This window comes from Burkholderia cepacia complex sp. TUM26381 (assembly GCF_057439935.1).
In genome coordinates this window covers 1,311,858-1,333,418 of sequence record NZ_CM172006.1, presented here as the reverse complement: position 1 = coordinate 1,333,418, position 21,561 = coordinate 1,311,858, and the positions used below count along the sequence as shown (strand labels likewise).

Genomic DNA, 21,561 nt, shown 5'->3' with positions numbered 1-21,561 from the left:
CCCGATTCTGCCCGCGCGGCATCCGACGAAAAATATGAACTAACATAAGCCAACTTCACGAAATGCGATGTATCGCCATGCTGACCCGACTCCGAGACATGGATCTGCAATTGCTGCGGCTCTTCCTGACGATCGTCGAGAGCGGCGGCTTCAGCGCCGCGCAAGGCACGCTCGGGATGGCGCCGTCCACCATCAGCACGCAGATGGCCAAGCTCGAGACCCGGCTCGGGTTCCGGCTGTGCGATCGCGGCAAAAGCGGCTTCCGGCTGACGCCGAAGGGCGAACGCGTGCTGCAGTCGACCCGCCGGCTCCTGCAGGCAATGGACGTGTTCACGCGCGATACGCAACACGTATCGGACACGATGCTGGGCGAGTTGCGCATCGGCCTGTCCGAGCGGCTCGCGCCCGACGTCGTCGAATCGATCGCAGCGGCCGTCGGCCGTTTTCGCGAACAGGCACCGGACGTGCTGATCGAGATGATTGCGATACCGCCCGACGAACTGGAGCGCCGGCTGCTGAAAGGCGAACTGCAACTCGCGATCGGCTATTTCTCCGGCCACCAGGCCGGCCTGCACTACGCACCGCTGTTCGTCGAACACCAGTCGCTGCATTGCGGCGCACGCCATCCGCTGTTTGCGAAAAAAAGCGTGTCGGTCAACGACATCGCGCGCACGAGCAACGTCGCGCGGCTCTACAAGACGAACACGTCGGGTGCGGCGCTGCGCAACGCGCAGCCGACCGCGTTTTCGGAAAACGTCGACGCCGACGTGATCTTCATCCTGTCCGGCGCGCATGTCGGCTTCCTGCCCGACCACGTCGCGGCGCCGTGGGTCGCCGCCGGAAAGATGCGCCGGCTGCTCGCGAGCAAGCTGAGCCATACGGTCGAATTCCAGCTCGCGACACCGAGGAACTGCGACGGCAGCGAAGCGCTGGATGCGTTCACCGCTGCGCTCGCCGAACAGTTCGGCGAGCTTGACGGGTGCGCAGGCGGATAGCCAGGCCGGCCCCCTGCCCGTGCCGCGTCAGGCGAGCCGGTCCGATGCGACGACGTGCACGCCCGGCCGCGCGTCGATCGCGGCATCGACCAGCGCACGCGCGATCCGCGACGCCGGATTCACGCGCCACTTCGCCGGCAGCATCGGCCCGGCGGCGTTCAGCGCGAACACGAACAGCCGCTCGCCGAACCTGAATTCGTCGCGGCTGCCGCCGATCAGGCCAGGCCGCACATACGTGAGCGACGCGAACCCGATACCCGCCAGCGCCTGCTCGACCTCGCCCTTCACGCGGTTGTAGAAGATGCGCGACGCGGCGTCTGCACCGAGCGCGGAATTCAGCACGTAGGTCGGCGTGCCGTGCCGGTGCGCGAGCCGCGCGACCGCGAGCGGATAGTCGTGATCGACGCGCCGGAAGGCCGCTTGCGAACCGGCGGCCCGCATCGTGGTGCCGAGCGTACAAATGACCGCATCGGCCCGCCACCCGTCGGCCGCGGCGGGCAACTGGTCGAAATCGACCTCCAGCGCGCGCATCTTCGGATGCGGCGACAGCGGCCGGCGCGCGAGGACGACCACCTGATCGACCCGCGAATCGGCGAGCGCGACTTCGAGGACGTGGCGTCCGACGAGTCCGGTCGCGCCGACGAGCAGCAGTTTCATGTCCGGTTCTTCCGTGAGGAGCCTGCGTTGGCGGGCCCGATGCGGCCCGGTTTCCGGCTATCGACATGATCGTCGGCCGACCTCGCGCCGACAACCTTCCTGCATCTCGAAAAATTACAGATCGCGCTCACTACATATCTCGAATTTACCCACGCCAGCTTCTGCTCGCAGGTTCACCGATGCAGCAATTCGTCGCACCTTTTCACGCATTTTCGCTATTTTCATCGCACCCTATCTCTCTAAACGTCGATTTATTCGATGTTTATACGACAAATAATGTAAAACAGTGCAAGAAAACGCATTCATTTTTCGTTGTTTTACATTACAAATACATTTCATTCTGTAAGATTCATCTCATTCGTTATCTCCTAATTCACCCGGGAACGCCCATCCAGCTGTCTTAATTCTTCAAGTCATCGTATCGCGGTGCGGCGTCCTCTTTTTTCCGAGACAGTCTATGAACCGCACTTTCCGTACGATCTGGAACGACGCACTGGGCGCCTGGGTCGCCACCTCCGAAACCACCCGCGCCAACGGCAAGAAAACCTCGAGCAAGGTCTCGGCTTCCGCACGCGTTGCCGCCACGCTCTCCGTCGCCGCCGCAGCCCTGATCCCCCTCGACAGCCTCGCCTACGTCTCCGTCGGCGGCGACACCGGCTACCCCTGCTCCGGCACGTGGGCAGCCTGCGCCGACTACTGGTCCGTCGCGATCGGCGACGAAGCCACGGCGACGCAAACCGGCAACCGCGCCGGCGCAACGACGGCCAGTTTCCTGACGTCGGTCGGCTCGCGCTCGAAGGCAACCGGCGGCACCTATGCCGCGGCCTTCGCTGCCGAGGCCAACGCCACCGGCGAAGGCTCGCTCGCGATGGGCGGCAAGTCCACCGCATCCGGTCACGGCGGCGTCGCCGTCGGCTACCGGTCGAACGCAAGCGTCGCCAACGCGGTCGCGCTCGGCCAGGGTTCCATCGCCGACCGCACCGGTTCGGGCACGGAGCGCTTCTCCGATGCGGCCGTCGCATCGAACGGCGTCGTGTCCGTCGGCAGCGCCGGCGCGGAACGCCAGATCACCCGCGTCGCCGGCGGCACGCAGGACACCGATGCCGTCAACGTCCGGCAGCTGGCCGCCGTCGACGCAGCGGCATCGACCGGCCTCACGTCGCTGTCGACCGGGCTGAGCACGACCGGCACCACGATGACGTCGCTGTCGACGTCGGTCGCGACCGGCCTCACTTCGCTGTCGACGTCCACGTCGGCCGCGATCGATGCCGCGACCACGCGCTACTACAGCGTCAACGACGGCGGCACGGCCGGCGCGAACTACAACAACGACGGCGCCACGGGCCTCAACGCGCTCGCGGCCGGCGTGAACGCATCGGCAGCCGGCCAGGCGGACGTCGCAATCGGCGCGGGCGCGGCCAGCAGCAGCGGCTCGACCGGCGCCGGCAACGTCGCGATCGGCCAGGACGCCAGTGCGGTCACGACGGGCGGCGGCTTCGGCGTGATCGCGCTCGGCGCGGGCGCGAAGGCCGGCACGGGCGGCTACACCGGCGCCACCGCGATCGGCTACAACAGCTCGGCCACGGAGAACAGCATGGCCATCGGCGCCAACGCGTCGTCGAGCCACACGGGCACGGCACTCGGCCGTGCGGCGGAAGCCACCGCGCGCGGCGCGCTGGGCGCCGGCTCGTCCGCCGCCGCCACCGCAACGAGCGCGCTCGCGCTGGGTGACCGCGCGACGAGCTCGGCCGCCACCAGCGTGTCGGTCGGCACGCAGGCCAACGCCAGTGCACAGGCGGCGAGCGCGATCGGCCCGCGTGCCATCGCGTCGGGCGCCGGTGCGGTCGCGCTCGGTGCGAGCGCAACGGCTGCCGACGCCGGCGCGGTCGCACTGGGCTCCGGCTCCGTGACCGCGGCGGCCATCGGCACGAGCGGCGCGACGATCAACGGCACCGCGTACGATTTCGCCGGCACCGCCCCCGCCTCGACCGTCAGTGTCGGCGCGGCCGGCCGTGAACGTACCGTGACCAACGTCGCCGCAGGCCGGCTGGCCGAGAAGAGCACCGACGCCGTCAACGGCTCGCAGCTGAACGCGACCAACGTCGAACTCAGCACGGTCGGCTCCAATCTCGCGAGCCTGTCGACCTCGACCGAATCGTCGATCGCGTCGCTGTCGACGTCGACGTCGACCGGCCTCTCCAAGACGAACGACACGCTCACGTCGCTGTCGACCTCGACCGCCGACAGCCTGCGCATCGTCGACAGCAACATGGCTTCGCTGTCGACCGGGCTGAGCACGACCGACAACACCGTCGCATCGCTGTCGACCGCCACGTCCACCGGCCTGTCGACGACCCGCAACACGCTGGTTTCGCTGTCCACATCGGCATCGACCGGCATCGACACGCTCGGCAAGAACCTGACGTCGCTGTCGACCGCAACGTCGACGACCGCCGGTTCCTTGTCCACTACGATCAGTACAACGAATGACAATCTGGTCTCGCTGTCGACCTCGACGTCGACCGGCTTCGTGTCGCTGTCGACCGGCCTGAGCACGACCAACGACACCGTCACGTCGTTGTCGACGTCGGCCTCGACCGGCTTGTCGACGACCAACAGCACGCTCGCGTCGCTGTCGACGTCCGCATCGACGGGCATCCACTCGCTGTCGACCGGCCTCAGCGCGACCGACAGCACGATGACGTCGCTGTCCACGTCGACCTCGTCGGGCCTCGGCTCGCTGTCGACGAGCATCAGTTCGGTCACCGTCAACACGACGAACCTCGGCAACAGCACGGCCGACGCGCTCGGCGGCGGCGCCACGTACGATCCGGCGACCGGGAAGATCACCGCGCCGTCGTACGTGACGTACAACAACGACGGCACGACGACGACCCACACCAACGTGGGCGACGCGATCGACAACCTCAACGCGAAGGGAGCGAAGTACTTCCACGCGAACTCGACCGAAGCCGACAGCCAGGCCACTGGCGCGAACAGCGTCGCGATCGGCCCGAACGCGGTCGCCAACCTCGACAACTCGGTGGCGATCGGCAACCGTTCGGTCACCGGCGCGGCCGTCGGCGTGTCGTCGTCGACCATCGGCGACCTGCGTTTCGGCGCGTATGCGGGCGCGAACCCGTTCGGCGTGTTCAGCGTCGGCGCACCGGGCCAGGAACGCCAGATCCAGAACGTCGCGGCCGGCCGCGTGAGCGCCGACAGCACCGATGCGATCAACGGCAGCCAACTGCATGCGACCAACCTGAACGTCGCGTCGCTGTCGACCGGGCTCAGCTCGACGAACAGCAACCTCGCGTCGTTGTCCACGTCGACGTCGACCAGCATCGGTTCGCTGTCGACCGGCCTGTCGTCGACCAACGAAGCGCTGGGCTCGCTGTCGACGTCCACGTCGACGAGCGTGACGTCGCTGTCAACCGGCCTGTCGACGACCAACGACCGCGTGTCGTCGCTGTCGACCAGCGTGACGAACATCAACGCGCAGATCAACAACCTGTCGACGTCGGCATCGCGCAACACGGGCATCACCGCGGACATGAACGGCTCGGGCACCGATGCGCCGACCGTCACGGCCGGCTCCAATTCGGTCGCGATCGGCGCGAACTCGAACGACGGTGGCCGCTCGAACGTGGTCTCGGTCGGCACCGCCGAACAGCAGCGCCAGATCGTCAACGTCGCACCGGGCACGCAGGGTACCGACGCGGTCAACCTGAACCAACTGACGACGGCGACGGAATCGGCGAACCGCTACACCGACCAGCGGGTCGGCGCGATTCAGCAAGGCGTGAACGATCTCGCACGCAACGCGTATTCGGGGATCGCGATCGCCGGCGCGCTCGCGGGCATGCCGCAAGTCGATCCGGGCAAGGTCGTCTCGGTCGGCGCCGGATTCGGCAACTACGGCGGCTATACGGCGATCGCCGTCGGCGGCAGCGCGCGGATCACGCAGAACACCGTGATCAAGCTCGGCGTCGGCACGGTGAACGGCTCGCGCATGATGGTCAACGGCGGCATCGGACATTCGTGGTGATGCCGCGCGGGCCGCAGCGGTACGTGCCGGCCCGCTCCGCCGCAAAACGGAAAAGCCCGTGAACGTCAGATCGTTCACGGGCTTTTTTCATCGGCGCAGTCGTGCCGGATCGCGTGCTACGCAGCGGCCGCTCGAGATGCGCGTGTTCGAACGTGGGCGTACTGGCAGGCTGGCCGTACCGGATCTTCGCGCCGAACACCATCTGTTTCGCTTCGGTGCCGGCGCCGGCGTCGTACGCCAGGTCGAACGTCGCGAGTTCGAAGGCGCTGCCGATCACGTCGCGCAATACGCGGCATGTCGCCCCCATCGCACGTTCGACGAAGAAACGCTGCACGTTGGCAGCAAGCTCCGGCGATGCGTCGAACCGAATCGCATCGTGCGGCCCGACGCGGCGGAACGTCATCCCGACAAACGTATAGGTCGGCGCCAGATAGCGGCCGGCCAGCGCGACGGCGTTCATGCCCGTCGCGCTGCTCAACAACCCATAGCCGAGCAGCCCGCATGCCGGCAGGCCGACCTTCAGGCCGATACCGGCCTCGCCGGCGGTCAGGTCCAGCAGGTTCGACGCGACGGCCAGCTCCTGCGCAGCCAGCACCGTGAAATCCGGATCGGCAAGCTGCTTCAGCCGGTGCGCACATTGCGCACCGGCGGCTCCGTTTCAGGCAAACCGCACGTCAGACGTGCAATGCATGCCCGAGCGCACGCAGCGCAGCCTCCTGCAGTGCTTCGCCCAACGTCGGGTGCGCGTGGATCGTACCGCCGATGTCCTCCAGCCGCGCGCCCATCTCCAGCGACTGCGAGAACGCGGCAGCCAGCTCCGACACACCGCGCCCGACCGCTTGCCAGCCGACGATCAGGTGGTTGTCGCGCCGCGCGACAACGCGCACGAACCCCTCGGTCGCCTGCAACGTCATCGCGCGCCCGTTCGCCGCGAACGGAAACGATGCGCTCAGGCAATCGACGCCGGCCGCGTGCGCATCGTCCGGCGACCAGCCGGCCGTCACGATCTCGGGATCGGTGAAGCACACGGCCGGAATCGACGCAGGCACGAACTGGCGGCGCCGGCCGGCAATCAGCTCGGCCACCATCTCGCCCTGCGCCATCGCACGATGCGCGAGCATCGGCTCGCCCGCGACGTCGCCGATCGCCCACACGTTGCGCATCGACGTCCGGCATTCGTCGTCGATCCGCAGCGCACGGCCGTTACGATCGAGCTGCAGCGTCTCGAGCCCGAAGCCGTCGACGCGCGGCCGGCGGCCGACGGCAACCAGCACGCGATCGGCCGGCAGCGTCTGCTCCGCGCCGTCGGCGGCCTGCACGCGCACCGCGCCATGCTCCGCCAGCCCGAGCACCTTGTGGCCGAGCCACAGCCGGACACCGAGCCGCGCAAGCGAATCGGCAACCGGCCGCCCGAGTTCCGCATCGTACGCAGGCAGCACGCGCTCGGCCGCTTCGACGATGCTGACGTCGACGCCAAGCTTGCGATAGACGGTCCCGAGTTCGAGCCCGATATACCCGGCCCCGACGACGACCAGCCGCTTCGGCAGCGTCGCGGGCGACAATGCCTCGGTCGATGACACGACGTGCCCGCCGAACGGCATCGTCGGCAGTTCGACCGGCTCGGAACCCGTCGCGAGCAGCAGGTGTTCGCAACTGATCCGCACCGAGTGCCCGCCGGTGACGACGTCGACGGTCTTGCCGTCGACCACGTGTGCGTCGCCATGCAGCACGCGCACGCCGTTCTTCTTGAGCAGCGCGCCGACGCCGCGCGTCAGCCGGTCGACGATGCCGTCCTTCCACGCGACGCTTTTCCCGATGTCGATCTCGGGCTTGTGCACGCGGATCCCGAGCGCGCCCTCTCCCGCATGACCGCACGCCTGTTCGAATGCGTCGGCCACGTGGATCAGCGCCTTCGACGGAATGCAGCCGATATTCAGGCACGTGCCGCCGAGCCGGTCGCGCTCGACCAGCACGGTCGGAATGCCGAGCTGGCCGGCGCGGATCGCGGCGACGTAGCCGCCCGGGCCGCCGCCGATGACGAGCAGTGTGGTGTGTTCGTTCTTCATCGCGCTCACTCCACGAACAGCAGTGCCGGGCGCTCGAGCACCGCACGCACGGCCTGGATGAATTCGGCCGCATCCGCGCCATCGACGACGCGATGATCGAACGACGACGACAGGTTCATCATCTTGCGCGCGACGATCGCGCCGTCGCGGATCATCGGGCGTTCGACGATCCGGTTCACGCCGACGATGCCCACTTCCGGATGATTGATCACCGGTGTCGACACGATGCCGCCGAGCGCGCCGAGGCTCGAGATCGTGATCGTCGATCCGCTCAGCTCGTCGCGCTGCGCGCGGTTCGCGCGCACCGCGTCGGCGAGCCGCGCGATTTCCGCCGAGATCGACCACGCGTCGCGCGCTTCGGCATGACGCAGCACCGGCACCGTAAGGCCGCCGTCCGTCTGCGTTGCAACACCCATGTGCACCGCGCCGTAGCGCGTGACGACGCCCGCTTCGTCGTCGAAGCGCGCGTTGATCTGCGGGAAGTCGCGCAGCGCGATCACCATCGCGCGGATCAGCAGCGGCAGCGGCGTGAGCTTGCCGCGCGTATCGCCGTAGCGGCGATTCAGTTCCGTGCGCAACGATTCGAGCTCGGTGACGTCGATTTCCTCGACGTAACTGAAGTGCGGAATGCGGCGCTTCGCTTCCTGCATCTTGCGCGCGATCGCACGCCGCAAGCCGATCACCGGCACTTCGGTTTCGTCGTTGCGTTCGTCGTAGCCGTGGGCGTGCGACGGTCGCGCCGCGCCGCCACCCGTGCCCGCATACGCATCGAGATCCGCATGCAGGATCCGCCCTGCTTCACCGGTGCCCCGCACATAGCGCAGCTCGATGCCCATGTCCCACGCGCGCTGACGCACGGCCGGCGACGCAAGCGGCCGTTCGCCCGGCGCGAGCGCCGCGCGCGGCTGCGTCGCAGGTTCCGCACGGCTCGGCTTCGCCGGAGCGTGACTCGCCGCCGGCCGGACAGGCGGTTCGGCCGGCACGTCGGCCACCGGCTTCGACGGCGCCGCCGCGACCGGTGCGGTTTCCACCTTTGATTCTCGCACCGGTGCACCGGCCTTCAGATTGCCGCCGCCTTCGACCTCGAGGCGAATCAGCTCGCTGCCGACCGCCATCATCTCGCCGATCCGGCCGCCCAGCTCGATCACCTTGCCCGTCACCGGCGACGGAATCTCGACCGCCGCCTTGTCGGTCATCACGTCGGCGAGCGGCTGGTCTTCCTTGATCATCTGCCCGACTTCCACGTGCCAGGCCACCAGCTCGACCTCGGCAATCCCTTCGCCGATATCCGGCATCTTGATGACATGAATCCCCATCTCACGCCTCCATCACGCGTCGCAACGCTTCACCGACCCGGGCCGGGCCCGGAAAGTACGCCCATTCCTGCGCATGCGGATAGGGCGTGTCCCAGCCCGTCGTGCGCTCGACCGGCGCTTCGAGGTGGTAGAAGCAGTGTTCCTGAACCAGCGAAACGAGTTCCGCGCCATAGCCGCAAGTGCGCGTCGCCTCGTGCACCACGACGCAGCGCCCGGTCTTGCGGACCGATGCGACGATCGTGTCGAGATCGAGCGGCCACAGCGTGCGCAGGTCGATCACCTCCGCATCGATGCCCGTCTCCTCGGCCGCGGCGAGCGACACATGCACGGTCGTGCCGTACGTCAGCACCGTCACGTCGTTGCCGGGCCGCACGATGGCGGCCGTATCGAGCGGCACCGTGTAGTAGCCCTCGGGCACCGCGCTTGCCGGATGCTTGAGCCACGACGTGACGGGCCGCTCGTGATGGCCGTCGAACGGCCCGTTGTACAGCCGCTTCGGCTCGAGGAAGATCACCGGGTCGTCGTTCTCGATCGACGCGATCAAGAGCCCTTTCGCGTCGTACGGATTCGACGGCATCACCGTGCGCAGCCCGCACACCTGCGTGAACATCGCCTCCGGGCTCTGGCTGTGGGTCTGGCCGCCGTAGATGCCGCCGCCGCACGGCATCCGGATCGTCATCGGCGCGATGAACTGGCCGGCCGAGCGATAGCGCAGCCGCGCGCCTTCCGACACGATCTGGTCGGACGCCGGGTAGAAATAGTCGGCAAACTGGATCTCGCACACGGGGCGCAGCCCGTACGCGCCCATCCCGACCGCCGCGCCGACGATCCCGCCTTCGGAGATCGGCGCATCGAACACGCGCGACTTGCCGTATTTGTTCTGCAAGCCTTCGGTACAGCGGAACACGCCGCCGAAGTAACCGACGTCCTGCCCGAACACGACCACGTCGCTGTCGCGCCCGAGCATCACGTCCATCGCGGAGCGCAGCGCCTGGATCATCGTCATCGGCTGCGTCGCCGTATCTGTCTCGTGTTGCGCCATGATCACGCTCCCAGTTCCTGGCGCTGACGGCGCAGGTGCGCGGGCAGCTCCTTGTATACGTCGTCGAACATCGAAGCCGGCGACGGAATCCGGTCGTCGGCCAGCGTGCCGTATTTCTCCGCTTCCTTCTGCGCGGCGATCACCTCGGCTTCGAGCTCGGCCGTCAGCGCGTCATGGGCGCTGTCCGACCAGATGCCCTTCACGATCAGGTGGCGCTTGAAGCGCTCGATCGGGTCGCCGAGCGGGAAATGGGACCAGTCGTCGCTCGGCCGGTACTTGGTCGGATCGTCCGACGTCGAATGCGCACCCGCGCGGTACGTCACCCACTCGATCAGCGTCGGGCCCAGATTGCGGCGCGCGCGTTCGGCCGCCCAGCTCGACGCCGCGTAGATCGCGAGGAAGTCATTGCCGTCGACGCGCAGCGACGCGATCCCGCAGCCGACGCCGCGCCCGGCGAAGGTCGTGCCTTCGCCGCCCGCGATCGCCTGGAACGTCGAGATCGCCCACTGGTTGTTGACGACGTTCAGCACGACCGGCGCGCGATACACGTGCGCAAACGTGAGCGCGGTGTGGAAGTCGGCTTCTGCCGTCGCGCCGTCGCCGATCCACGCGGACGCGATCTTCGTGTCGCCCTTGATCGCGGACGCCATCGCCCAGCCGACCGCCTGGATGAACTGCGTCGCGAGGTTGCCGGAAATGGAGAAGAAGCCGGCTTCGCGGTCCGAGTACATCACCGGAAGCTGGCGGCCCTTCAGCGGATCGCCTTCGTTCGACATCAGCTGGCAGATCATCCGCTCGAGCGACACGTCGCGCGCGATCAGGATGCTCTGCTGCCGGTAGGTCGGGAAGCACATGTCGCCGTCGCGCAGCGCCATCGCGTGCGCGGTGCCGATCGCCTCTTCGCCGAGGCTCAACATGTAGAAGGAGATTTTCTTCTGGCGCTGCGCGATCATCATGCGCGCGTCGAAAATGCGGGTCTTGAGCATGGCGCGCAACCCGGCGATCAGCCGCGCATCGTCAAGATCGGGGGCCCACGGGCCGACGGCCTTGCCGTTGTCGTCGAGCACGCGCACGAGGCTGCGGGCGAGATCGGCGGTGTCCGCCGCGGCTACGTCGATCGGTGGGCGGCGGACTGCGCCGGCCGGCGATAGATGCAGATAGGAAAAGTCCGTCTTGCAGCCCGGGCGCCCAGTGGGCTCCGGCACATGCAGACGCAATGGCTCTGACAGGCTCATCGTGTCGTCTCCACGCTCGATTGTGTCTCACGCTGTTTGGGAACGCGCGACCGGTTGCCGGCCTGCGCGCGGGCTGACGCGCGGATAGGCGCGTCAACCTTGGAAATCTATGCCTTGCCGCGCCGGACGTCGATGCCCAAGCCGCTCGATTGCGGTGAGCAGATTTGCCATGGCGGGTACGGGAGGGCCAGCGGGCCGGGTTGCCGCGGCGGGCGGACACGTGTTGCCGTGCGGCTTCGAACCGGGTCCGGGCGGGAATGCGCGGGCGGCCGCGGTCGCTACCGGATGCGTCGGACGAAATCGGCGGCCGGCCCCGCAGCGGGACACAGCCGGTCCCGGGCGGGATGCCGCGCCCGGAGGATCGCGATCGATCGGGCCCGCGTCATGCCGGTCACGCGCGGAGGCGCTTCACGTGAACGCAACGCGCGCTGGCCGGGGGCATGCGTCCCCGCATCCCCCGGCGCCTGTCGGCTTTCAGTGGTGCCCAGCGGGCGTGAACACGCCGCGAAAGCGCATCTTCCCCGACGCAAGACGGTCGTACGCTTCGGTGGCCTGGTCGAGCGCAAACGTCTCGACGATCGGCTTGACCTTGCCCCTGGCGGCAAGCTCGAGCACCTCGCTCAGGTAGCGCAAGCCGCCGTGCGTCGACCCGATGACCTGCTGACGCATCATGTGGAACGGTTTGCGCTGCGACGCGATCGAGAATGGCTTGCTGAAGTCGAGCCCGCAGAGGATCACCCGGCCGTCGACCCGCAATCCGGCCATCGCTTCCTCTGCAGTACTGAACTCGTTGGTCGTGACGAGCAGCACGTCCGCACCGCCCGCCTCGCGAAGTTCCGCGCCGTTTGCGACGACCTGGTCGGCGCCCAGCCGGATCGCCAGGTCGCGCTTGTCCGCCGAGTGCGTGATCGCGATGGTCTCGAAGCCGCACGCGCGTGACAGTTGCAGCGCCACGTGCCCCAGTCCGCCGATGCCGAGCACGGCGACCTTCTCGTGCGGTTGCGGCGCCGCATCGCGCAAGCCGCTCCACGTCGTATAGCCCGCGCACATCATCGGCGCGGCATCGACGTACGTCAGCCCGTCGGGCAACAGCACCGTCCCTTCCGCCGCCACGGCGATGTACTCGGCATGCCCGCCCTGCGACGCAAACCCGGTGGTCCGCGGCGTGTCGCAGTTCACGGCCGTCTGGCCGGAGAGCGGGCGATTCTCGCGACAGTACGCGCAACGACCGCATGCGGACTGCACCCATGTCGTGCCGATCCGGTCACCCACCCTGCGCGCATGCACGCCCGCGCCCACTTCGACGATTTCGCCGACGACCTCGTGGCCGGGCGTCTGCGGGTAAATGTCGCCGCCGAAGCCTTGCGTGGCCCAGACGTCCGTGTAGCACATCCCGGACGCATGAATCTTCACCAGCACCTGCCCCGGCCCGGCTACCGGAACCGGCACTTCCTGCACTTCCCAGGGCCGATTGGCGCCAGTCATCACGACCGCCTTCATCTTCATTGCTTGCTCCTTGTTCAACCGAACGTCGGGTTCATTGCGCAGTCCGTCAGCCCGCGCAGCCGCTGCGTCGCCGCGACCGCGGCCGGCCGTTGCAATGACGAACGCCCTAGTCTAGAAAAGGCGCATTATCATGACAATCTCGCCAATCTTTACGCCCAGATGAATTCAGCTCATCAATTGAAAAGCGGCGATCTGTTCTCGCTCAACGTGTTCCTTGTCGCGGCAACGCACCTCAGCTTTCGCGCGGCATCGATCGAGCTCGACGTCACGCCGTCGGCGATCAGCCATTCGATCAAGAGCCTCGAGCAGCGCCTGGGAGTTCGCCTGTTCAACCGCACGACCCGCAGCGTGTCGCTGACGGATGCCGGCGAGCGGCTCGTCGAGAAGCTCCGCCCCGCGATTTCGTCGGTTGCCGACGCGATGCTCGCGGTCGACGGAATGCGCGACACGCCCAGCGGCACCGTGCGCATCAACGCCAGCGAAGGCGCGATCCGCATGGTGCTGAAGCCGGTGCTCGCGCGCTTCCTGCGCGACTATCCGCAGGTCCATCTCGACATCGTGACCGACGGGACACTCGGCGACATCGTCGCCGGCGGATTCGATGCGGGGATCCGGCTGGCCGAGGCCGTGCCGCAAGACATGATCGCGGTGCGCGTGTCCGAACCGGTGCAGTTCGCCGCCGTCGCGTCACCGGCCTATTTCGCCGCGCGCGGGCGCCCCGCCGTGCCGCAGGATCTGCATCGGCACGACTGCATCCGATTTCGCTTCGACAGCGGCGCGATCTACCGCTGGGAGTTCGAGCGGCGCGGCGTCGTCGAAACGGTGAATGTCGGCGGCCCGCTCACGCTGACCGATCAACCGTTGATGGTCGACGCCGCGATCGACGGCATCGGGATCGCGTTCGTGCCCGATCATCTCGTCCGCGCTGCGCTCGACGACGGACGGCTCGAACGCGTATTGACCGACTGGTGTCCGGTCATGCCGGGACTGTGCCTGTACTACCCCGGGCATCGTCATGTGTCCGGCGGGCTGCGTGCGCTGATCGAGACGTTGCGGGTTCGATCGGCGGGCGCCGATCCGGCACTTGCGCGGTCGGGGCAATGAACCGCACGCACACCTAACGATGCCCCACATCCAGCATGTAGCCTTCCCCGCGAATCGTGCGAATCAGGCGCGGCTCCTTGATGTCCTCGCGCAACTTCTGACGCAAGCGTGATATCTGCACGTCGATGCTGCGGTCGAACGTGTCGATCGACTTGCCGCGAGCGGTATCCATCAGGTATTCGCGGCTCAGCACACGCCCCGGCGCGGCAAGGAAGGCGTTGAGCAGGCGAAACTCCGCGTTCGACAACGGAATGACCGTATTGTCGGCAGCAATCAGGTGACGGCCGATTTGATGCAGCCGCCATCCGGCGAAGCGGCTTTCCTCCTGCGCCCGCGTCCGGCCTTGCGTTTGCGCGCGTACGCGGCGCAGGATCGTCTGGATGCGCGCGACCAGTTCACGCGGCTCGAACGGCTTGACGATGTAGTCGTCGGCCCCCAGTTCCAGCCCCACGATCCGGTCGGTCATCTCGCCGCGCGCGGTCAGGATGATCAATGGAATTTCCGAAGTCGCACGAATCTCGCGGCAGAGATTGAGGCCGTCGTCGTCCGGCAGCATCAGGTCGAGCACCACGAGATCGAAGCCGCCCTCGCCGAGCGCGAGATGCATTTCCGTGCCGGTGCCGGCTTGCGCGGTCGTCATGCCGAAGTCTGCAAGGCAGTCGCACAACAGGCTGCGAATCTGCGAGTCGTCGTCGACGACGAGAATACGAATCGCTTTGTTCACGGCGTCTTGTCTCCGATGTTGCGGCGGTGAGGTGTGCCCCGCACTCATTATTGCCCGCCAATATAAGGGCTATTTGCACGAATTGTTGCGGCCTTGAAATAATTGCCCCCGCACCTTGCCCCGCAAGGTCATGCGGAGAAATCGGGACGCCTGACGAGGATTCACGTCATGGATAACCCGCCCGGTATTTTCCCGGAGACGCGCTCCCGCGCGTCGTCCGCCTGTGCCGCCCCGTCTGGTTTTGCGCGTCGTGCCGCGATATTGCCCAACCGGAAAGACTTTGTGTCAGCGCGGATACAAAGCCGATATGAAACAGAAATGCCCGGGTTTTAACGTGGCTCCCAAGTCATCTCGACGCAGGAGACACGCGGGACATGAACTACGCACAACCCAAGCCACCGGTCCGGCGCATTGGCGGCATCGCCTTCGTGGTCGGATTGCACGCGGCGATCGTCTACGCATTGCTCACCGGTCTCGCGACGAAAGTCGTGGACGTGATTCGTCAGCCGATCGAGACGCGAATCATCGAAGAGATCAAGCCGCCGCCCCCACCACCGCCACCGAAGCGGATCGCGCCGCCACCGCCGAAGCACGTCGCACCGCCGCCGCCGTTCGCGCCGCCGCCCGACGTGCATGTCGCCGCGCCTCCATCGCCGAACGCGATCGCCACGCAGTCGGCCACGCCTGCGCCGTCAGCCCCCGTCGCGCCGCCGGCGCCGCCCGCCGCTGCCGCGCCGGTGTCGACGAGCGTCGGCGTGGTGTGTCCCAACTCGACACAAGTCCGCGCCGCGATTCGCTATCCGCGTGAAGCGCTCAAGGACAACCTGACCGGCGACGTCGTCGTGACGTTCGTGGTCGGCACCGACGGCAACGTCAAGGACCTGAGCGTGACCCAGTCAGCCGCGCCCGTTCTCGACAGGGCAGCAGAAAACGCCGTTCGACAGTTCCACTGCGTCGCTCAGGGCGAGGAAGTCCGCGTGCAAGTGCCCTTCTCTTTCAAGCTCGATTGAAGGCGCCCGCGACCGCCGTTCCTTTTTTCATGCCAACGCATTTCAGGAGACATTCATGATCAACCGTACCCGCAAGGCCGCCTTGGTGACGGCCCTGTTCCTCGCGGCCAGCGCCGCCCACGCCGCCACCGATACGGTGACGAACCCCTACGGCCTCGATGCGCTCTGGAAAGGCGGGGACTTCATCGCGCGCGGCACGCTGCTCATTCTGGTCGTCATGTCGATGGGCAGTTGGTACATCATCGTCGCGAAACTGCTCGAGCAAACGCGGGTGCTGCGCCGCGCGAAGGCGGCAGAGAAGGGTTTCTGGAAGGCGGCCAATCTCGGCGAAGGCACGCGTCAACTGGACACCGGCAGTCCGTTCCGCTTCATCGCCGAAACAGGCCTCGCAGCATTCGACCACCACGAAGGCGCGCTGCTCGAACAGGTCGACCTCAACCATTGGGTCGCGGCCGCCATCGAGCGAGCGACCACGTCAGTCTCGAGCCGCTTGCAGGACGGCCTCGCGTTTCTCGGCACCGTCGGTTCGACCGCGCCGTTCATCGGCCTGTTCGGCACGGTGTGGGGCATTTATCACGCGCTGACTGCCATCGGCATCGCGGGCCAGGCCTCCATCGACAAGGTCGCGGGGCCGGTCGGCGAAGCGCTGATCATGACCGCGATCGGCCTGGCCGTCGCCGTGCCTGCCGTGCTCGGCTACAACTGGCTCGTGCGCCGCAACAAGGCCGTGATGGAACGCGTGCGCGGGTTTTCGACGGAACTGCACATCGTCATCCTGACCGGCACGACCACGGCCGGGGCCGCCGCCGCGACCAAGGCCGCTGCCCTCTCCCGCGTGGGGTGAACCATGGCCATGACCATAGGATCCCGCGACGGCGACGATCACGACGAGACCATGTCGTCCATCAACACGACGCCACTGGTCGACGTGATGCTGGTGCTGTTGATCATCTTCCTCATCACGATTCCGGTGGTATCGCACACCGTGCCGGTCACGTTGCCCAAGGAGACCGTGCAGCCGCTGCAAACGACCCCGCAGAACGTGATTCTCGCGGTGACGAAGGAAGGCGACGTGTTCTGGGACGAACGGCGCGTGCCCGACGCGGCAACGCTCGTCGAGAAACTCAAGGCGGTCGCGGTGCAATCGCCGCAACCCGAAGTCCACATCCGCGGCGATCTCGACGCGCGCTACGCCGCCATCGGCCGGGTCGTGTTTGCCTGCCAGCGGGCGGGCATCGTCAAGGTCGACTTCATCACCGAACCGCCACCGCGCCAATGATCCATCCACACCGACAAGGAGTCCCGAGATGGCAATGACGATGCCCACCGGCAGCGCCGACGAAGCCGACGTGATGATCGAGATCAACACCACGCCGCTCATCGACGTGATGCTCGTCCTGCTCATCATGTTGATCCTCACCATTCCCGTTCAGACGAACGCGGTCAAGCTGGACATGCCGTCCGGCACGCCGCCGTCGCAACGGCAGACACCGCCCGTGGTGCAGATCGATATCGCGGCCGACGGCGCCATCGCATGGAATGGCGAGACGCTGGGTTCGCGCGAGCAACTGGAAACGCGATTGCGCGACGTGGCCGCCAACCCCGCGCCGACCGAACTGCATTTGCGGCCCGACAAGGCGGCGCCTTATCGCGCTGTCGCAATGGTCATGGCGTCCGCGCAGCGGCTCGGCGCGACCCGCATCGGGCTCGTGGGTAACGAGCAGTTCATGCAGTAACCGCTTCCTCATCACAGAGCCCTCATGTTCGACTCCAACCTCGACGTGCCCGCCCCCGTGGCGGGCCAACACCCGCCGTCGGATTCACCCGCCGGGCCGCTCGCGTGGTTCGGTCTGGCGATTCTCGTGATCGTGGCGTTCTTCGCGTTCGTCGACCGTCAGATGCTGATCCTGCTGACGGAGCCTATCCGCCACGATTTCGGGTTGACCGACACGCAAATCGGCCTGATGCAAGGCGCGGGCATCGCGCTGTTCGCGGGCGTCGCTTCGTTGCCGATCGGCTGGGTCGCCGATCGCTTGGACCGCCGTGCGGTGCTGGCAGCATGTGTTCTCGTCTGGACCGCTGCCACCGCAATCTGCGGCATGACCACCCACTTCTGGCAGTTGTTCATCGCCACCGTCGGGCTGGGGATCGGCGAAGCCGGACTGGTGCCGGTGATCTACGGCCTGATTCCCGATCTTTTCCCTGCCCGCCAGCGGGTGCTCGCCAATGCAATCTTCGCGCTCGCCAACCTGTTGGGCGCAGGGGCGGGGATGGCGCTCGGCGGCGCACTGATGCACGGCATCGCGGCGGTGCACGGCGCGTTACCGGCCGGGCTCGCCGATCTCGCGCCGTGGCGGCTCGCGTTTTTTGCCGTTGCGTTGCCTGCCCCCGTACTGGTCGTGCTGATTCTGCTGATTCGACCCGGAAGGCATGGCGACACGGAAGCATCCGCCGGTCGTCATCGGCCTTCCGCGCCGCTGCCGTCCGCACCGGTCTACTTCCGGCGTGAAGCCATCATGATGCTCAAGTTCTTCGGCGCCATCGGGCTGGTCAATCTGTCGTTCGGCGGCGTGGCGACGTGGATGCCGGTCGTGGCGGTGCGAACCTTCGGCGCGACGCCGGCCGAAGCCGGCGGCGGCATGGGCGTGGCGGCGATGGCCGGCGGCATCGCGGGTTGCGTGCTCGGCGGCCTCGTTGCCGGCCGCATGAAAGCGCGCTTCGGCGTGCTCGCGCCACTGCGTGTCTGCGAATGTGGCGCGCTGGTCGCCGGTGGCCTGTCGTTCCTCTATCTGGCCGTGGGCTCCCTCACGCCGGTCTACGCGCTCTTCGGCGTGCAGCTCGCCTGCATGGTCGCAGGCATGGTGCTGTTTCCCACCATCATGCAGAACATCTGCCCCGCGCACCTGCGCTCGCGCGTGGCGGCGATTGGCGCGCTGACGTCGATCGTCGTGCAATCCGGCAGCCCCGTGTTTATCGGTTTCATGTCGGATCGTCTGCATGCGTTCAGCCAGGGCTTGCTGTGGTCGATCGTCTGTGTCGCGGCGTTCGGCTTCTTTGCCGCCTGCATCCTGATGCGCGCAGCCGGCCGCGGTGTCCGCGAGGCAATCGAACGCTATGCGTAACGCTCATCTTTCTCCCGCTCCCATGCCGCCCCGCACGCTCTCCCTCTCGCTGCGCATCGAACGTTGGCCGTTGGCTGCGCCGTTCCATATCACCGGCCACGTCATCGACGCCGCCCGCCTCGTGAGCGTGACCATCGACGACGGACGCCACGCCGGCAACGGCGAAGCCTCCGGGGTCTTTTATCTTGGCGAGACACCCGAATCCATCGTCGCGCAAATCGAAAGCGTCCGAATGTCGATCGAAGCGGGCATCACGCGCACGCAGTTGCTCGACGTATTGCCGAACGGCGGCGCGCGCAATGCGATCGATGCGGCATTGTGGGCGCTCGAATCGCGCCAGCACGCCATGCCGGTCTGGCGCATGGCCGGCCTCGCCGCGCCTCGCCCGTTGCTGACCACGATGACGATCGGCGTGGACAAGCCGGACGCAATGGCCGCGGCCGCGCAGCGACTGCCCCACGCCAGGGCGCTGAAGGTCAAGCTGGACGGCAGCGCCGCCGACGCCGCGCGCCTCGCGGCAATCCGTGAGGTGCACCCGGACGTACCGCTCGCCGTCGACGCGAATCAGGGCTGGTCGCACGCGCACTTCGACGCGATGATCCCCGTGTTGCAACAGCTTGATGTTCGCATGCTCGAACAGCCGTTTTCGATCGGTGCGGACGCCTGTCTCGAGCAGATCGATTGTCCGATCCCGCTCGCGGCCGACGAATCGTTTCAGGATCTCGGCGACCTGCCCGCCGTCGCGCGCCGCTACGACATCGTCAACCTCAAGCTCGACAAATGCGGCGGCCTGACGCGCGCGCTCGACCTGGCCGCGCGGGTACGCGAAGCGGGCTTGTCCGTGATGGTCGGTTGCATGGCCGGCACCTCGCTGGCGGTCGCTCCCGCCTTTCTGCTCGGGCAACAGTGCGATCACGTCGATCTCGACGGACCGATCTTCCTCGCACGCGATCGCGAGCCAGGTGTCGCGTACATCGACGGCCTGCTGCACTGTCCGCCCCAGGTCTGGGAGCACGCGAGCGCCACGGATTCCTCACGCTGAGCCATCGACATGACCTCGGATTCACTCACCACCACGATGCAGCTCGACGCGCTGTTCACGCGTTATCGTCGCGCCGATGCCCCCGGATTGATCGCCGGCATCGTCCATCGCGGCCAGTTGCTGTATCGACGCGGTTTCGGCATGGCCAGCCTCGAACACGGCATCGGCAACACACCGGCCACGCGCATGCGTATCGGCTCGGTCAGCAAGCATTTCACTTGCCTCGCCGTGCTGCTCCTGTGCGAGCACGGCGCTCTCGACGCCGACACCCCCATCGGCGCGTATCTGCCCGAACTGCCGCCGGCCGCCGGCCTGCCGACGCTGCGGCAGTTGATGTCGCATCGCGGCGGGCAGCGATGCGCACTGGATCTCGCACTGCTGACGCAAGGTCTCGCCATGTCGCCGCATGGCGCACTCCTGGCCTCGCAGCAACGTCAACGCGACGAAAACTTCCCGCCGGGGGAACGCATGATGTATTCGAACGGCGGCTATCACCTGCTTTCGCTTGCCGTCGAACGTGCGAGCGGGATGCCGTTCGACGCCTTCCTCACGACGCATGTCTTCAACCCCATGCTCATGCGCGACACCGCGTGCGTGCCCAACGACATGACGATCGGGCACGGTATCGCGACCATGCATGTTCCGGACGGCAACGGCGGCTTCCGGCGCGGCATCTTTCCGTCATGGGACGTGCTCGGTGAAGGCTCGATCGTGTCGACCGTCGATGACATGCTGCGATGGACTGCCCACCTGCGATGCAGCAACAAGATTGTCGGCAACGCCGATACGTGGATCCAGATGCTGGCGTTGCCCGTATTCTCCAGCGGTCAGCGCAGCCAATACTCGCTGGGTCTCACGCAGAGCCGCTATCGCGGTGTCGAGCTGATCCACCATTCCGGCGGTGTCGTCGGCGGGACTTGCCAGATGCTCGTGTCGGCGGCGCACGGGCTCGACGTCATACTGCTCGGCAACGGCGCGCTCGACGCGCCGCTCGAACTGTCGAAGCGTGTCGTCGACATCGTGCTCGCGGATGAGCTTGGCAGCGATGGCCCACCTGTCGCGGCGCGCGCCGCCGACCATGTCGCGCGCCTCGGCAGCTACCGGTCGTCCAGCACCAGCGCCGTGTATGCACTGGAAGATCGTGAAGGCGCCCTGGTATTGACGGGACCGCTTTGCCCCAGGCCGTCGATGACGCTCTACGATAGCGCCGATGCGCTGAACGATGTCCAGGTCGAAGCGGGCGGAGACGGGCCGTTGGCAGTGCGCTGGGGATCGTCTTGCACGCCGAACGATCCCGCCAGCCTGCGCATCGTGCATTGCGGCCATGTCGAAACGTTCGTACGACTCGACGAAGCGCCGGAGGTGTCGCCGTCGCTCGTCGCCGCGATGTCCGGCACATTCGCAAGCCACGACGCGAATGCCCGCGCGGTCATTCGACTCGACAACAACGCACTCTTCCTTCGCATGCACGGCGCTGTGGGCCGTTGCGACTACCGCCTCACGCCGCTCGCCCACGATGTGTTCGGGCTGGTACCGGCCGATCCCATGGACATCATGACCGGGATCGTCACGCTGACGCGCGACCCGACGCGCGCAGACATCACCGGCCTGCGCGTCGATACTCCGCGTACCCGGCATCTGGCCTTCACACGGGTGCACGCCGACGCCTGATGCGTGCCGGCGCCGAACGGCGC

The 21,561-nt window shown here is 67.0% G+C and carries 18 protein-coding genes; 10 read left to right on the top strand and 8 right to left on the bottom strand.

The window, feature by feature from the left end; genetic code table 11:
• Window positions 1-77 precede the first annotated feature (77 nt).
• A complete protein-coding gene (locus ACWMMN_RS06330; RefSeq protein WP_059235127.1) occupies window positions 78-995 on the top strand; it encodes a LysR family transcriptional regulator in 918 nt (305 codons plus the stop codon).
• A gap of 27 nt (window positions 996-1,022) precedes the next feature.
• Here the strand turns inward: ACWMMN_RS06330 and ACWMMN_RS06325 are convergent, their stop codons facing one another.
• Window positions 1,023-1,652: an NAD(P)H-binding protein gene (locus ACWMMN_RS06325; RefSeq protein WP_174992037.1), complete on the bottom strand. Its 630-nt coding sequence runs from the start codon at window positions 1,650-1,652 to the stop codon at window positions 1,023-1,025.
• A gap of 457 nt (window positions 1,653-2,109) precedes the next feature.
• On the opposite strand from ACWMMN_RS06325, the gene ACWMMN_RS06320 reads away from it, so the two are divergent.
• Window positions 2,110-5,700, top strand: a complete 3,591-nt coding sequence (locus tag ACWMMN_RS06320; protein ID WP_486423106.1) for an ESPR-type extended signal peptide-containing protein — start codon at window positions 2,110-2,112, stop codon at window positions 5,698-5,700.
• Here ACWMMN_RS06320 and ACWMMN_RS06315 read toward each other — a convergent pair.
• The 6 genes from ACWMMN_RS06315 to ACWMMN_RS06290 form a co-directional block, all read right to left on the bottom strand.
• A complete protein-coding gene (locus ACWMMN_RS06315; protein WP_486423105.1) occupies window positions 5,672-6,295 on the bottom strand; it encodes an AraC family transcriptional regulator ligand-binding domain-containing protein in 624 nt (207 codons plus the stop codon). The two genes, ACWMMN_RS06320 and ACWMMN_RS06315, sit on opposite strands and share 29 nt — an antisense overlap.
• Before the next feature lie 79 nt (window positions 6,296-6,374).
• Window positions 6,375-7,766: a dihydrolipoyl dehydrogenase gene (gene lpdA / locus ACWMMN_RS06310; protein ID WP_059236832.1), complete on the bottom strand. Its 1,392-nt coding sequence runs from the start codon at window positions 7,764-7,766 to the stop codon at window positions 6,375-6,377.
• Window positions 7,767-7,771: 5 nt separating this feature from the next.
• Window positions 7,772-9,082, bottom strand: a complete 1,311-nt coding sequence (locus tag ACWMMN_RS06305) for a dihydrolipoamide acetyltransferase family protein (protein ID WP_059235133.1) — start codon at window positions 9,080-9,082, stop codon at window positions 7,772-7,774.
• Window position 9,083: 1 nt separating this feature from the next.
• On the bottom strand, window positions 9,084-10,124 hold the full coding sequence (locus ACWMMN_RS06300) for an alpha-ketoacid dehydrogenase subunit beta (RefSeq protein WP_059235136.1): 1,041 nt from the start codon (window positions 10,122-10,124) through the stop codon (window positions 9,084-9,086).
• Window positions 10,125-10,126: 2 nt separating this feature from the next.
• Entirely contained in the window at window positions 10,127-11,359 is a 1,233-nt protein-coding gene (locus tag ACWMMN_RS06295) for a 3-methyl-2-oxobutanoate dehydrogenase (2-methylpropanoyl-transferring) subunit alpha (RefSeq protein WP_059235138.1), read from the bottom strand.
• 474 nt (window positions 11,360-11,833) lie between these two features.
• Window positions 11,834-12,751 carry an alcohol dehydrogenase catalytic domain-containing protein gene (locus tag ACWMMN_RS06290; RefSeq protein WP_233464153.1) on the bottom strand — a complete coding sequence of 306 codons (918 nt, stop codon included), beginning with the start codon at window positions 12,749-12,751 and terminating at the stop codon, window positions 11,834-11,836.
• Here ACWMMN_RS06290 and ACWMMN_RS06285 point away from each other — a divergent pair.
• On the top strand, window positions 12,641-13,969 hold the full coding sequence (locus ACWMMN_RS06285) for a LysR family transcriptional regulator (RefSeq protein WP_226196711.1): 1,329 nt from the start codon (window positions 12,641-12,643) through the stop codon (window positions 13,967-13,969). The genes ACWMMN_RS06290 and ACWMMN_RS06285 overlap by 111 nt on opposite strands.
• Before the next feature lie 13 nt (window positions 13,970-13,982).
• Here ACWMMN_RS06285 and ACWMMN_RS06280 read toward each other — a convergent pair whose 3' ends face one another.
• Complete coding sequence (locus ACWMMN_RS06280) at window positions 13,983-14,741, bottom strand: response regulator (protein ID WP_486423104.1); 759 nt, start codon at window positions 14,739-14,741, stop codon at window positions 13,983-13,985.
• A gap of 326 nt (window positions 14,742-15,067) precedes the next feature.
• Here ACWMMN_RS06280 and ACWMMN_RS06275 point away from each other — a divergent pair, with 326 nt between their 5' ends.
• From ACWMMN_RS06275 to ACWMMN_RS06245, 7 genes are all read left to right on the top strand, one after another.
• Complete coding sequence (locus tag ACWMMN_RS06275; RefSeq protein ID WP_059235143.1) at window positions 15,068-15,703, top strand: energy transducer TonB; 636 nt, start codon at window positions 15,068-15,070, stop codon at window positions 15,701-15,703.
• Between the two features lie 55 nt (window positions 15,704-15,758).
• Window positions 15,759-16,547, top strand: a complete 789-nt coding sequence (locus ACWMMN_RS06270; protein ID WP_059235145.1) for a MotA/TolQ/ExbB proton channel family protein — start codon at window positions 15,759-15,761, stop codon at window positions 16,545-16,547.
• Window positions 16,548-16,550: 3 nt separating this feature from the next.
• Window positions 16,551-16,982 carry an ExbD/TolR family protein gene (locus ACWMMN_RS06265; protein WP_256085756.1) on the top strand — a complete coding sequence of 144 codons (432 nt, stop codon included), beginning with the start codon at window positions 16,551-16,553 and terminating at the stop codon, window positions 16,980-16,982.
• 28 nt (window positions 16,983-17,010) lie between these two features.
• Window positions 17,011-17,439, top strand: coding sequence for an ExbD/TolR family protein (locus ACWMMN_RS06260; RefSeq protein ID WP_059235150.1), 429 nt, complete (start codon window positions 17,011-17,013; stop codon window positions 17,437-17,439).
• A 162-nt stretch (window positions 17,440-17,601) separates the two neighbouring features.
• Entirely contained in the window at window positions 17,602-18,825 is a 1,224-nt protein-coding gene (locus ACWMMN_RS06255; protein WP_342703951.1) for an MFS transporter, read from the top strand.
• A gap of 22 nt (window positions 18,826-18,847) precedes the next feature.
• Entirely contained in the window at window positions 18,848-19,867 is a 1,020-nt protein-coding gene (locus ACWMMN_RS06250) for a dipeptide epimerase (RefSeq protein WP_486423103.1), read from the top strand.
• A gap of 9 nt (window positions 19,868-19,876) precedes the next feature.
• Complete coding sequence (locus ACWMMN_RS06245; protein ID WP_486423102.1) at window positions 19,877-21,538, top strand: serine hydrolase domain-containing protein; 1,662 nt, start codon at window positions 19,877-19,879, stop codon at window positions 21,536-21,538.
• Window positions 21,539-21,561 lie beyond the last annotated feature (23 nt).